Here is a 13,792-nt window from a genome sequence, read left to right as displayed (position 1 = left end):
AGATGGCAGTCATTTTCAATAGTGCTGCTCAGGGAACCCTTTCAATGAGGCATAAACATGGACAAACATTCCACTCGATGGGCGCCCACCGGGGCAGCCCACGCGTTCACCCCGTCAGCGACCGTGAACGTCGCCCGCCGGCCGCGCGCTGCCGCAACGGCTCTCGTGCCGAATCCGTCCGGGCGACCCCGATGCGTCACGTCCGAGTCCGGCGGGCTCCGCGTCAGTCCAGGTGGAACACCTCCGTCAGTGGCGCCATCGCCTGGTCGGCCGGCGTGCCGTCCAGGTGCTGGAAGTAGCGGGACATCTCGGCCTGCCAGCGGGCGTTGACCTCGGTGGCGGACATCGCCGCGCGGGCGCGGTCGAAGTCCTCGGTCTCCAGGTAGCCGACGAGCAGGCCGTCCGGGCGCAGGAACAGGGAGTAGTTGGTCCAGCCTGCGGCCCGGAGGGCATCGAGCATCTCCGGCCACACCTGGGCGTGGCGCTCGCGGTACTCGTCGGCGAGTTCGGCCCTCACCTGGAGAAGGAAGCAGATCCGGTGCTTCGTCATGAGACACCGATCCCCGCCAGCTGCATGTAGTACACGCCGAACTGGTCGGCCGTGAGCGCGGTGCCGTTGACCTTCACGTACCGGGCGGTGGTGGGGGTGAAGGCGAAGGAGAGGCCGCCGGCTCCGGGACGCGGGTACGAGGTCTTCGACACCACGGTGGTCCAGTTCGTGCCGTCGGCCGAGAGCTGGATGGTGAAGGCCGACGGGAAGCCGCGCCCGGTGTTCGGGATGTCGTCGCGGGGGTACAGCGTGACCTGGCTGATCCGTGACGGGCCGCCGAGGTCCACCCGCGCCCACTGCGAGGTGTTCGGGGAGGCGGCCCCGGCGCTGCTCCAGCCCGAGGAGTTCCACAGGGCGGTGTGACGGGTCCCGTTGGTGAGGTTGGCGGTCAGCCAGCCCTCGCTGGGGTACTCGACCGAGCTGGAGGTGGTCGCCGTGCGGCCCAGTGCCAGGTCCCCGCCGACAGCCTCGATCTCCGCGAACTGCATCCGGTAGGCGCCGAACTGATCCGTGCTCAGGTTGGTTCCGGTCACCTTCACGTAGCGCGCGGCGACCGTCGCGAACGGGAAGGTCTGCGCCGTGGCGTCGGGCCTCGCGTACCCGGTCCGGGTGCTGACCGTGGTCCAGTTCGTGCCGTCGGTGGAGGTCTGGACGGTGAAGTCGACGGGGAAGCCCTGACCGGCGTTGGCGCCGTCGCTGCGCGGGTGGAGGTCCACCCGGCTCACCTGCCGGGTCGAGCCCAGGTCCAGCCGCACCCACTCGGTGTGGTTGGTCGCGGTACTGCCGGAGCTGCTCCACCCCGCGGCGTTCGGCGCCGACGGCCGCTGCCCGTCGACCGCCGAGCGGACACCCCAGCCGTCGGCCTCGTACGAGCTGGAGGCGGTGACGGCGGCACTCTCGGCCGGGGCGAGGGAGGTCGGCATGACCCGGGCGTTCCAGAAGTTCGCGCTGGCGCCGCCGGTGACCAGACCCACGTCGCCCGCGGTGAACGCCGCGTCGGTGACGGTCAGCACCGGGGCCTGCCCGGTTCCGGAGTACACCGTCAGTGTGTTCCCGCGCGCCACCACGCGCAGCCGGGTGCGCTGCCCCGGCGCGTAGCCGGGTACGGACGCCGAGCCGACCGTCGTGCCGCTGCGGTAGACGAACACCTGGCCGTTGTTGCGCTGGGCGATCAGGTAGCCGGAGTCCATGTCCGTACCGTTGGCCGAACGCAGCATCAGACCGGCCCAGTTGGTGCTTCCGCCGGACGAGCTCACTCCGGTGATCTGCAGGTCCACGCCGACCGAGACGTCGCTGTAGCCCCGGCCGCGCAGGTAGGAGACGTCCCCCCACCTCGCCGACGCGTCGGACTGCGTGTACCGGGCGCCGCTGGTCGACCAGGTTCCCCGGGTGTGGGTCCAGAAGTGGTCGCCGCCGCTGAAGTCGTCCGTGAACGGCAGCGCCAGGTCACCGCTCGCCGCGGCCAGTTCGTCGAGGAGCTGCTTGTGCCGGCCCTCGACGTTCCACCCGGAGGTGTCGTACGCCGTCGGGTTGGTGATCAGCGTCTCGGCCAGGGTGCGGGCCGCCTGCGGCTTGACCGCGGCCAGCTGCCGCAGCAGTTCGAAGTCCTGCAGCCCCGCGGTCTGAGCCTCGCTGCGGAGGCTGTCGTAGATGCCGTAGGCGGCCTTGTTCGGGTAGACCAGCCAGTGGTCGCCCGTCTGCCACGTGTTGAAGGTGTCGGCGGCCGGGTACGGCTCATTGAAGTTGTCGTGCCAGTAGTTCCAGCCCCAGTGCAGGTAGCCCTCGCCGCCGATCTTCCAGGTCAGCCAGGGAAGGAGCCGGGTCGCGCTGAGGTGGTTGCTGGTGAAGCGGTTCATGTACGAGCCCTGCGGGAGGATGCAGCTGTACAGCCACAGGTCCTTCCCGCTGATCCGGTAGTTCTGGTAGAGCGCGACGTTCGCGTCGTAGTTCGACGTGAGGGGGGTCTGCGTCGACAGGTGTGCGGCGTTCCCGGTGAAGCTGGTCAGCTGCGCCTCGTTGGTCCGCGGGTTCGGGAAGTACTTCTCGTACTGCGTGTAGAGCCAGTTGGCGGCCGTCGCCTGCTGCGTGCTGGTGGGCTCGTCCAGGGCACTCATGTAGAAGTTGTCCGTCCAGCCCTTGGCGTCCAGGTGCGCCTTCAGGGCCGGGAACAACTGGTTCAGCCAGTTGTTGGTGTCCGGGCAGCCGTTGGCCGCGGCGGAGTTGGGTCGGCACAGCACGTGCTTGACCGCGCCGCTGACGCCGTTGACCGGCACCAGGGTGTCGAGCCGCGGATCGGCGGCGGGCGGCTCCAGCAGGGTCGGGGTGTAGAGGTACTGCATGGCCCCGGCGTTGACGAAGAGGTTGACGAACCGGTCGAAGGTGGACCAGCCGAAGGTGAAGCGGCCCGCGGCGTCGACGGTGGTGTCGGGGATCAGCAGGGCCACCGCGTCGGCGTAGATCACGTTGTTCCGGTGCCGCGCCATGTTCGCCGCGATGTCGGCCTCGACCTTCCACCAGTTGTCGTCGTACATCTTCACGCCGTACACGTTCGGGATCGACGCCTCGGTGCCGGCGTAGTCCCAGCCCGCCGAGGAGAACCAGTTGTTCATCTTGAACGTGGACTGCGAGGTCGGCGGGATCGTGGCGCCGTACACGGACACCGAGACCGGCACGGTGACGGTGCCCAGGCTGCTGTTCACCGTGGCGCTGCCGCTGTAGACGCCGGGCGCCTGACCGGCCGGCACGTAGACCTGGTAGTACGAGGCGTACGTGGTGTTGGACGGCACCGACCGCGGACTGTTGTCCATCAGCGCGTCGTAGTAGGCGTTCCCGCCGTCGGGCGGGTTCTGGACGTTGCCGATCTTCTGGATGTTCGGGTGGTTGTACTCGTAGCGCGTGGTGATGTTCGCGGCGGGAATGGTCGCGCCGCCGGGGCCGGTCAGCGCCCCGGGGGTGACGGACACCCCGGTCTGCGCCGAGCCGGACCGCACCAGGATCTGCGCCCCCTCGTAGGCGTTGCGGGCCGCGTACAGCTCGATCCTGGTCGGTGCCCAGCCCTGCGGGGTGGTCGAGGTGAAGGGCCGGTCGGTGGCGTTCAGGATCCAGACGGTCGGCGCGTCGGCGGCGCCGGCCTGGGGCGCGGCGAGGACCGACAGCAGCACTGCGGACAGTGACAGTGCCAGGCTCACCAGGGGGCGCAGGAATCTGCGGCGGCGCGTGGGCATGGAAACCCTCCGAACTCTGAGAAATGGCTTCGCCAGCCGAACAGGCTTTTTCCTCAAACCTGTCGGGGCCGTCCGCAATTGCTTTGCGGCACGGATTTCGATCGACGCGGGGCCTCGCTGTTCGGAGTCCTGGTGACGGCGTGCGGGCAGCTCACAGCGGTGACAGCGAGATCGGGGATGACACGAAGGGCAGCCGCTGGTCGCGCGATCGCATAGGGAAAATGCACACCCGGCCACCTGGCGGCCCAGCACGTTCCCTTCGGTAGTGGGAGTATTTCCAGAAATTACGATCGACAACCATGCGAATTTTAGCGGTATTTGACTGACCATCATGGCTGGGGGGGCGGGCAGCGACACCACGTCCATGCCGTACGGCTCAGGTCAGGCGAGCCCCACGCGGGCGGCGGCGGCGTCCCACGCGCGGATGTCTCCGGCCGGCTCGTAGCGTCGCAGGCGCTGGGTGCGGGCGATCAGACGACGCATGGCGCCGAGGTCCTCGACCAGGCCGTGGGCGCGGGCCTGGACGAGAATGTTGCCGATGGCGGTGGCCTCGGCGGGGCCCGCGATGACGGGCAGGCCGGTGGCATCGGCGGTGAGCCGGCACAGCAGGGCGTTGCGGCTGCCGCCGCCGACGAGATGGACGGCGCGGATCGTGCGTCCGGTCAACTGAGCCGCTTTGAACAGTGTGTGACGGTGGGCCAGTGCCAGGCTCTCCAGGATGCAGCGGACGACGGCGCCCTGGTCCTCGGGCGGTTGCTGGCCGATGCGGGCGCAGTGCTCGGCGAGGCGGGCCGGCAGGTCGCCGGGGGCGAGGAACTCGGGGGCTCCGGGGTCGACGAGGGCTGCGAACGGGCGGGCGGCGGCGGCGCGTTCGAGCAGCTCGGGCAGGTGGTGGCCCTCGCCCCGGGCGCGCCAGGTGCGCAGGCTCTCGCTGAGCAGCCACAGGCCCATGACGTTGCGCAGGTAGCGGACGGTGCCGTCGATACCGAGTTCGTTGGTGAAGTTGGCGGCGCGGGAGGCTTCGGTGAGGACGGGCGCGTCGAGTTCGAGGCCGGCGAGCGACCAGGTGCCGCAGGAGATGTAGGCGAAGTCCTCGGTGGCCGCGGGGACGGCGGCGACCGCGGAGGCCGTGTCGTGGGAGGCGACCGCGACCACGGGGGTGTCGGGGCGCAGGCCGGTGGCGGCGGCGACGTGCGACAGGACGGTGCCGGCGTGGTCTCCGGGGCGGCGCAGTGCGGGCAGGAGGGCCGGGTCCAGGTGGAGTGCGGCGAGGACCGGGGCGGACCAGGCGCCGGTGCGGGCGTCGTACAGGCCCGTGGTGGAGGCGTTGGTCACCTCCGCGCCGACGGTGCCGGTGAGCCAGTGGGTGATCAGGTCGGGTATCAGGAGCAGGGTGCGGGCGCGGTCGAGGTGCTTCTCGGCGGCGAGCTGGAAGATCGTGTTGAACGGCAGGTGCTGAAGGCCGGTGGTCCGGTACAGCTCGCGGGCCGGGAGGCGGCGCCGGACGGCCCGGACGGCGGCGGCGCCGCGCGGGTCCCGGTAGTGGAACGGGTTGCCGAGGAGCGCGCCGTTGGCGTCGAGGAGCCCGTAGTCGACGGCCCAGCTGTCGATGCCGACGGAGGCGAGGTCCCAGCGGCCGGCGGCCTCGCGGAAGCCGTCCAGGACGCCTTGGTACAGGCCGAGGGCGTTCCAGTGCAACCCGTCCGGGAGTTGGACGGGAGTGTTGTCGAAACGGTGGGTCTCGGTGAGGTCGAGGCGGTCGTGGCCGACCCGGCCGACGAGCACCCGTCCGCTGGTGGCGCCGAGGTCCGCCGCGGCGAAGGCGGCCGGGGTGTGTGGGGTACGGGGGGTCATGGCCGCCTCAGCGCAGGAAGGCCGCGGCGACGCCGGCGTCGACGGGAATGAGGAGGCCGGTGGTGTGGGTGAGGTCGCCGCCGGTCAGGGCGAAGACGGCGGCGGCGACGTGCTCGGGCAGCACCTCGCGCTTGAGGAGGGTGCGCTGGGCGTAGAACGCGCCGAGCTGCTCCTCCGCGATCCCGTAGGTGGCCGCGCGCCGGGCGCCCCAGCCGCCGGCGAAGATGCCCGAGCCGCGGACCACGCCGTCCGGGTTGACGCCGTTGACGCGGATTCCGTGTTCGCCCAACTCTGCTGCCAGCAGTCGCACTTGATGGGCCTGGTCGGCCTTGGCGGCGGAGTACGCGACGTTGTCGGGGCCGGCGAAGACCGCGTTCTTCGAGGCGATGTAGACGAGGTCGCCGCCCAGGCCCTGCCGGATCATGGTGCGGGCGGCCTCCCGGGAGACGAGGAAGGAGCCGCGGGCCATGATGGCGTGCTGCCGGTCCCAGTCATCGGCGGTGGTCTCCAGCAGCGGCTTGGAGATGGAGATGCCCGCGTTGTTGACCACCAGGTCGACACCGCCGAAGGCGAGGACCGCGGTGTGGAAGGCCTCGGCGATCTGCTTCTCGGAGGTGACGTCGGCGGTGACGGCCACGGCCCGGTCCGGGCTGCCGAGTTCGTCGGCGACGGCCCGGGCGGTGGCGGTGTTGACGTCGGCGACGACGACGCAGGCGCCCTCGGCGGCCAGGCGGTGCGCGATGGCCCTGCCGATGCCGGAGCCGGCGCCGGTGACCAGGGCGACGCGGGTGGCCAGCGGTTTGGGCGCGGCCATCCGCCGCAGCTTCGCCTCTTCCAGTGCCCAGTACTCGATGGCGAACTTCTCGCGCTCCTCGATCGGGGCGTAGGCGGAGACCGCCTCCGCGCCGCGCATCACGTTGATCGCGTTGAGGTAGAACTCGCCGGCCACGCGGGCGGTCTGCTTGTCCCTGCCGAAGGAGAACATCCCGACGCCCGGGACCAGGACGATCGCCGGGTCGGCGCCGCGCATGGGGGGCGAGTCCGCGGTGGCGTACCGCTCGTAGTAGGCCCGGTAGCCGGCCCGGTAGTCGGTGTGCAGCTCCCGCAGGCGGGCGATCGTCTCGTCCAGGGGGGCGGTGGCCGGCAGGTCGAGGACCAGGGGGGCGACCTTGGTGCGCAGGAAGTGGTCGGGGCAGGAGGTGCCGAGGGCGGCCAGGCGGGGATGCTCGGCGCGGGCGAGGAAGTCCAGCACGGGCGCGGCGTCGGTGAAGTGGCCGATCTGGGGGAAGTCGGTGGAGGCCATGCCGCGGATGAGGGGGGCGAGCGAGGCGGCGCGCCGGCGGCGTTCGGCCTCCGGCAGGGCTTGGTGGCCGTCGAGCTGCGGGCCTAACGGCTCGGCCTTGCCGTGGCGGGCCAGGAAGGCCTCGGCGGTGCGGATGATGTGCAGGGCGTTGGCCTCGCACTCCTCGCTGGTGGCGCCCCAGGCGGTGATGCCGTGACCACCGAGGACGCAGCCGATGGCGTGCGGGTGGGTCCGCTTGGTCTCGGCGATGTCCAGGCCGAGCTGGAAGCCGGGGCGGCGCCAGGGCAGCCACGGCACGGTGTCGCCGAAGCAGGCGGCGGTGAGCCTTTCGCCGTCGGCGGCGGTGGCGAGCGCGATGCCGGAGTCGGGGTGCAGGTGGTCGACGTGCGCGGCGTCGACCAGAGCGTGCATGGCCGTGTCGATGGACGGAGCCGCGCCGCCCTTGCCGTGCAGGCAGTACTCGAACGCGGCGACCATCTCGTCCTCCTGTTCCACGCCCGGGTAGGAGTCGGCGAGGGCGCGCAGGCGGTCCAGCCGCAGCACGGCCAGGCCCGCCTCGGAGAGGGTGCCGAGGTCGCCGCCGGAGCCCTTCACCCACAACAGGTCGACGGGCTGCCCGGTGACGGGGTCGGTGGCTGCGCCCTTGGCAGAGGTGTTGCCGCCGGCGTAGTTGGTGTTGCGCGGATCCGATCCGAGCCGGTGGGAGCGGGCGAGGAGGGCGGCGACGACGGGGTGCTGGGCCATGGCGGGCGCAACTTCCTTGTCTGGTGGCGGTGTCGCTCTCGAAGGGTGCGCGAGGAGGGTCCGGGCCGGTGGGTACGAGGCGGTGTGGGCCGGCCCGTGCGGCGATCGGGTCAGGCCCCCCATCCGGCCTGGGCGCCGCCGACCCGCTCGGCGACGATCTTCTCGGCCCAACCGCCGGCCCGGTAGGCCGCGACCGGGTTCGGGTCCAGCCCGGCCTCGGCGCGGACCTCGGCCAGCAGCGGACGGACGTCGGTGGCGTAGGCGTCCATCAGCACCTCGTTGGCGCCGAGTACGTCGCCCGCGTTCTGAGCGGCCGCCAGGGCCGGTCGGTCGACCAACAGGGCCTTGGCCGTGGCCTCCTGGACGTTCATCACCGAGCGGATGATCGCGGGGATCTTCGCCTCGATGTTGTGGCACTGGTCGAGCATGAACGCGACACCGGCCTCGGGGGCGAAGCCGCCGTTCCCGGCGACCTCGTGCAGGATCCGGAACAGCTGGAACGGATCGGCGGCGCCGACCATCAGGTCGTCGTCCGCGTAGAAGCGGGAGTTGAAGTCGAAGCCGCCGAGCTTCCGCTCGCGCAGCAGGAACGCGACGATGAATTCGATGTTGGTGCCGGGGGCGTGGTGACCGGTGTCGACGACGACCGCGGCCCTGGGCCCGAGCCGCAGGCAGTGCGCGTACGCGGTGCCCCAGTCCGGGACGTCCGTGGTGTAGAAGGCGGGCTCGAACAGCTTGTACTCCAGCAGGAGCCGCTGGTCGTCGCCGAGCCGCCCGTACACCTCCGACAGAGCGTCGGAGAGGCGTTGCTGGCGGGCCGAAATGTCGTCCTGGCCGGGGTAGTTGGTGCCGTCGGAGAACCACAGCTTGAGGTCGCGCGAGCCGGTGGCGTCCATGATGTCGACGCACTCCAGCAGGTGGTCGAGGGCCTTGCGGCGCACCCGTGGGTCCGGATGGGTGACGGAGCCGAGCTTGTAGTCCTCGTCCTGGAAGACGTTGGCGTTGATCGCGCCGATCTCCAGACCGAGTTCACGGGCGTGGGCGGTCAGCGCTCCGTAGTCCTCGACCCGGTCCCAGGGAATGTGCAGCGAGACCTTCTGGGTGACGCCGGTGGCGGCGTGCACCTGGGCCGCGTCGGCGAGCTTCTCGAACGGGTCGCGCGGCACGCCTGGTTGGGCGAAGACCTTGAATCGGGTTCCCGAGTTCCCGTAGCCCCACGAGGGCGTCTCGATGCGCTGGGCCCGAAGGGCGTCCTTCACGGCGGATCGGTCGGCCACCGGAGCACCTCCCACGATATGAATCGTTTCAGCCTGACGGTAGGTGGGGCCGTGGGAGGCGTCAAGGCATGGATGAAGGGGTGTTGGTGGCGTGTCGTAGCCTGATCTCCGGGTCGGCCGTCGGAGCCGGTGAAACCTTTCAGTGGTGGGACATGGGCGGCGCGGCGAGGATCAAGGACGTGGCCCGGGTGGCCGGCGTGTCGGTCGGCACGGTCTCCAACGTGATCAACCGGCCGGAGACGGTCGGCGAGGGGACCAGGGCCAGGGTCCGGGCCGCGATCGAACAGCTCGGCTACGTACGCGACGAGTCCGCGCGCCAGCTCCGCTCCGGCAGCAGCCGGATCATCGGTCTGCTGGTCCTCGACCTGGGCAACCCGTTCTTCGTCTCCGTGGCGCGCGGGGCCGAACAGGCGGCGCGCGCGGCGGGCCTGGGCGTGATGGTCTGCAACAGCGCTCAGCGGCTCGCCGACGAGGCCGACTACCTCGCCCTCTTCGCGGAACAGCGGGTGCGCGGGGTGCTGTTGACCCCGGCCGACCCGGAGGGCTCGGGAGCGGCGGTGCTCCGTCGCGGCGGCGTGCCCTTCGTGCTGGTGGACCGGCTCGGCCCGGGGCTGGAAGCCTGCTCGGTGTCGGTGGACGACGTCGGGGGCGGCGCCCTGGCGGCCGGGCACCTGCTGGAGAGCGGTCACCGGCGGATCGCGTTCGCGGGCGGCCGCCATCGGCTGCAGCAGGTCGCCGACCGTCGCCGCGGCGCGCTGCGGGCGCTGGCCGGCCGTGACGCCGTCCTGCTGGACCTGGAGGTGGACGGGCTGGACGTGGCGGCGGGCCGCGACGCCGGCGCCCGTCTGCTGGGGATGCTGCCGAGACCGACCGCGGTGTTCTGCGCGAACGATCTGCTGGCCCTCGGGATGCTGCAGGCCGTGTTCGCCGCGGGCCTGCGAGTACCCGAGGACCTCGCGATCGTCGGCTACGACGACATCGAGTTCGCAGCGGCGGCCGCGGTACCGCTGACCTCGGTGCGCCGGCCCGCGGAGGCGATGGGGCGGACGGCGGCCGAGATGCTCGCCGAGGAGACCGGGCCCGGCGGCACGGCCCACCGGCACCGGCAGGTCGTCTTCGAGCCGGAGCTGGTGGTACGGCGTTCGACGCTGGTCGTGCCGGTGCCCGGCTGAGCGCGGCTCGTACGCCGCGCAATTCAAGCAGGTCCTCGCCGGAGCGGGTGCCGTTCGTCCAGTCCTCGCGGAACCGGGCTCATCCTGCGGCTGCCGAGGGCCGGTTCGCCGAGTGGATGGGGCACAACACATGATGCGTGTTCACCATCGAAGCCGATCAAACCTGCCCGAAGCCCACTGGGGTGGGCTCCGCCTTGCCCACTACCCCCACCGCGTGCCCGCAGACCCGCACCAGCCGCAAGCAGCCACGTCTGACCTCCAGCCCACCGGATGCCAAATACGCTGCGCGGAGTGACGATCAGAAGGGGCAACCGAACCGGGTATCCCCATGGACGAGAATCGCGATGGTCGCTCGATAGCGAACCGTGTGCGGGAGCACATCGGCTGGTGGCTGGCCGCTGGGGCAGCAATAGCCGGCATAGCGGCCCTACTGATCAGCGTGACCTGGCCAGGCGAATGGCGAGATAGCGCCAACTCAAAATGCGACAAGTGGTACCTCAAATACAGTCTGGCCCTCACCGACGTCGACATCACCCTGACTGAACTTGGAGACAAGATAAAAGCTTGGGAAAAGGACGGCACCCCCTATTCCGACGCCGACTATCAGAAAGTCGGGAGAGCGCAGCTGGTGGCAGCAGACCGGTTAAGTGAAATGCTGGGCGACATCCGCGACCTGGACAGGCCATGGTGGGGCAGCCTCGATGGCCAAGTAGAGACTGCCGTGGACCGCGGAAGCGCACTTTCCCGTGCCTACGCTCAGGCTGGCCAGTCCTACGCGAAGCAAAAAGCAAACGAAGCGTGGTCGCAAGAAACCGAAGACGAAATAGGCGAGCGCCTAGGGAAAGTTGAAGAACGCCTGGAGGCCTGGTTCGAGAGCCTGGACGCACTCAAGCTGGAACAGTGTTCATCCTCGCCGCCTGGCTAGAATCCCGGCCAACGCTTGATGAACCAGCGCACCTGGCTGGCTCACCCCGCGAAAATCCCTGCGCGACGCATCTGCAGTTCGGAGCGGACGAGTTCGAGGAGACGCCCCGACCAGTTGCGGCCCTGGCCGGTGTTGTCGCCCCAGAAGTTCGAGTTCATGTCGTCGTAGATCACGGTGGCGTCGTCCGTCGCCAGCAGGACCGCGGCCAGCTCGGGGTGCTGCTCGTACTTGGCGCGCAGCAGTTGTGTCATGACGGCGGTCCGGACCTGCCCCCAGTCCTCGCGGCGGGGTACCCCGGCCGCGAGCGTGCGTGCCGCGGAGGCGCTCTCCGACTTCGCAATCGTGTGCCGCGTCCCGGGCTCGGCGGCCGACAGGGCCCAGTAGGCGTGGGCGACGGAAGGGTAGGAGGTGCCCGACACCGTGATCGGGGCGGGGTAGTCGTGCCGCAGGCCTGGCTTTCCGGGATCGGATACCGGCTTGGTCGGATACGAGTGGTACAGCTGGACCGCCGGTGCGTGCGGTGTCGCCGGCCCGTCCGCAGGAACATGGGTGGCCCTCTCGGCCTTCCAACGGGCCCGCTCCTCGAAGTACGCGAGCGCGCCGTTGTAGTTCTCCTGTGAGACCGTTCCGTCGAACGAGAGGTAGGTCCGGCCACCGGGGCCTGCCGCCAGGACACGCAGCGGCCAGTCCTTGCGGTCCATGTCACCCAGCGCGAATCGGCGCTGCGACTCCGGGACGGCCAGGAACGCGGCACCGGCTGCGGCCCGGTTCTCCTCGGTCCGGTCGGCGAGGAAGACGTCGACGGCGGCCAGGCAGCGCTCGGTCGAGTCGGGCCGCCCGTTCAGCTGGTCAATCGTGTCGCGGACTTCAGCGACCAGCAGCTCGGGCGTGAGCCAGCTCTCCGGCTCGCTGAACTTCCAGTCCGCCAGCTCATGGGCGGATGCCTCGCCGCCCTCCGGAAAGCTGGTGGCGACCCAGCCGGTGCGCAGCTTCTCCTCGAACTCCGCGAGCGTGACCAGGCCCCAGCAGTCGATGAGCCCGTCCGCGTAGATGAAGAGGTCGGTGAGGAAGTACTGGCCGCCGTTGCGGATGAAGGCGTGCCGCCAGGTTCCGGGTATGCGGATGCCGTCTGCTGTGCGATGAGTGATCCGATTGCCGATCATCCTCGGATTGTGCCGCAGCGATCGCCGCGCAGACCGCGATTTTCCTCCGGGGCGGCTCCCGGCGCCTCAAGGCCCCCGGCGTCGTCCGACACTGAACCTGGGAGATGGCTCCGACTACACCTCTTTCTCCTCGGCTGCCTGGCTTCCTTCGCGGGCCGTGTAGGAGCGGGCTGGCCACGGTATTCAGCCTCAGCACCGGGGCCCGGGGACCACGCCGCTGCCGCAGGAGCGTTCCGCCTGAAGGGGCTGGCTTCCGACGGCTTCGTTCCCTCCGAGTCCGTCCATGACCAGTGCGTGAGCGACTCCGATTCACCGAGTGGAGCCGAGCCAGGGTGTGGGACAAGCTCCACCGCGTGGCCCTGAACGACCTCGGCGTACGCGGGGATCTGGACTGGTCGCGGTGCGCGGTTGACTCGGTGAGCATGCGGGCTTTCAAAGGGGGGACCTGACAGGTCCGAATCCCGTAGCTCGCGGTAAGAAAGGCTCAAAGATCCACTTGATCACCGAGCAGTCCGGTCTGGCGCTCTCGAACGGGATCTCCGGCGCGAACACCCACGACAGCCAGGGCATCGAACCCCTTGTCCGCGGCATCCCGCCGATCCGCTCCCGTCTCGGACCGCCTCGACGACGGCCGGCCAAACTCCCTGGCGACGAGGGCTACGACCACGACCACCTACGCAGGTGGCTGCGCTCCCGCACCATCACCCCGCGCATCGCCCGGTCTGCACCGTCGCTACGAGCGCAAGGCCGAACACTTCCTCGCGTTCGCCGGCATCGCGGCCGCCCTCATCTGCTATCGATGTCTGGACGGGTGAGCCGGTTCATGCGACGCCGAGGAAGCCCGGGTCGGCGCCGTCGAACTGAAGGCACGAGTCGCGGCTCATGCCAAGGAGCTCCGCCATGGGCACCGCGCGACGGCTGGTCGCCGACAGATCCTGACGGGCCTCGGCCGACCACAACGGAGGGAAGAACGACAGTCCCTGTCTGCCGTCCAGCACTGAGACCTCACCGCGCCAGCCGTCCCACCGCAGGCCTTCATAGAATCCCTGGAGTCCTCCGGAGAAGATCCAGGACAACCACGCCGAGTGGCCGGCACCCAAGGCCTCCCAGCCGAGCGCATCAGGGGCGAAGTAGAGGATCTCGCCCGGCTCGCCGGGCCGACCGGCCTCACGGGGGTCACCCCCGTTGAGCGCGAAGACCCCGCCCAGTACATCGTGCGCAACCACAAGACCAGCGCCAGGCCGCCATGAGGGATCGAATGCCGGGGGCATGGCGTTGACCTCGGCCAGGCCAGGCAGCCCGGCGTCACTTGGGCTTCCGAAGATCCGCAACCATCCACCGTCCACGAGCAGACCGCCGCAGTTCAGTACGATGCCGCCCAGATTCGACCCGGCGGAGACCTGTAGCTGCAGCAGGGAGGCTCGGCCTGCCGCGGTATCGCCGGGCAGGACCTCAACCGGTACGTCGGTGCCGGACAGCTCCTGGAGAAGGAGCGGCCATGCAGGGGCCTCGACGTTGATCAGTTCATTGTGGTCGCGCATCTCCGCATCGTCGCACCAACGCCGAGAGCCGTAGTCCTC

Annotated in this window: 9 protein-coding genes and 1 pseudogene; 3 read left to right on the top strand and 7 right to left on the bottom strand. The window is 70.1% G+C overall.

The annotated features are described in order from the left end of the window. Positions 1 to 223: 223 nt before the first annotated feature. The 5 genes from AB0O53_RS01410 to rhaI form a co-directional block, all read right to left on the bottom strand. Positions 224 to 550 carry an L-rhamnose mutarotase gene (locus tag AB0O53_RS01410; protein WP_350988722.1) on the bottom strand — a complete coding sequence of 109 codons (327 nt, stop codon included), beginning with the start codon at positions 548 to 550 and terminating at the stop codon, positions 224 to 226. Beyond that, positions 547 to 3,774: a discoidin domain-containing protein gene (locus AB0O53_RS01405; protein WP_365192610.1), complete on the bottom strand. Its 3,228-nt coding sequence runs from the start codon at positions 3,772 to 3,774 to the stop codon at positions 547 to 549. The genes AB0O53_RS01410 and AB0O53_RS01405 overlap by 4 nt, the downstream gene beginning before the upstream one ends. Positions 3,775 to 4,155: 381 nt before the next feature. After that, positions 4,156 to 5,628 (bottom strand): rhamnulokinase, encoded by a 1,473-nt coding sequence (locus AB0O53_RS01400; RefSeq protein ID WP_365192608.1) that lies wholly within the window; start codon positions 5,626 to 5,628, stop codon positions 4,156 to 4,158. A gap of 7 nt (positions 5,629 to 5,635) precedes the next feature. Beyond that, a complete protein-coding gene (locus tag AB0O53_RS01395; RefSeq protein ID WP_365192606.1) occupies positions 5,636 to 7,675 on the bottom strand; it encodes a bifunctional aldolase/short-chain dehydrogenase in 2,040 nt (679 codons plus the stop codon). 110 nt (positions 7,676 to 7,785) lie between these two features. After that, positions 7,786 to 8,952 (bottom strand): L-rhamnose isomerase, encoded by a 1,167-nt coding sequence (gene rhaI / locus AB0O53_RS01390; protein ID WP_350988714.1) that lies wholly within the window; start codon positions 8,950 to 8,952, stop codon positions 7,786 to 7,788. Between the two features lie 152 nt (positions 8,953 to 9,104). On the opposite strand from rhaI, the gene AB0O53_RS01385 reads away from it, so the two are divergent. Further along, positions 9,105 to 10,124 (top strand): LacI family DNA-binding transcriptional regulator, encoded by a 1,020-nt coding sequence (locus AB0O53_RS01385; RefSeq protein WP_365193122.1) that lies wholly within the window; start codon positions 9,105 to 9,107, stop codon positions 10,122 to 10,124. 328 nt (positions 10,125 to 10,452) lie between these two features. After that, a complete protein-coding gene (locus AB0O53_RS01380; protein WP_365192604.1) occupies positions 10,453 to 11,049 on the top strand; it encodes a hypothetical protein in 597 nt (198 codons plus the stop codon). Between the two features lie 41 nt (positions 11,050 to 11,090). On the opposite strand, the gene AB0O53_RS01375 is transcribed toward AB0O53_RS01380, so the two are convergent. After that, entirely contained in the window at positions 11,091 to 12,212 is a 1,122-nt protein-coding gene (locus AB0O53_RS01375; RefSeq protein ID WP_365192602.1) for an NADAR family protein, read from the bottom strand. A 496-nt stretch (positions 12,213 to 12,708) separates the two neighbouring features. On the opposite strand from AB0O53_RS01375, the pseudogene AB0O53_RS01370 reads away from it, so the two are divergent. After that, a pseudogene (locus AB0O53_RS01370) lies at positions 12,709 to 12,951 on the top strand (transposase); the annotation flags it as partial. 82 nt (positions 12,952 to 13,033) lie between these two features. Here the strand turns inward: AB0O53_RS01370 and AB0O53_RS01365 are convergent. Then, positions 13,034 to 13,753 (bottom strand): DUF2625 family protein, encoded by a 720-nt coding sequence (locus AB0O53_RS01365; protein ID WP_365192600.1) that lies wholly within the window; start codon positions 13,751 to 13,753, stop codon positions 13,034 to 13,036. Positions 13,754 to 13,792: the final 39 nt, after the last annotated feature.

The sequence above is a fragment of the Streptomyces erythrochromogenes genome, assembly GCF_040684695.1.
GTDB classification, from domain to species: Bacteria; Actinomycetota; Actinomycetes; order Streptomycetales; family Streptomycetaceae; genus Streptomyces; species Streptomyces erythrochromogenes_C.
This window is presented reverse-complemented; position numbering and strand designations above follow the sequence as displayed.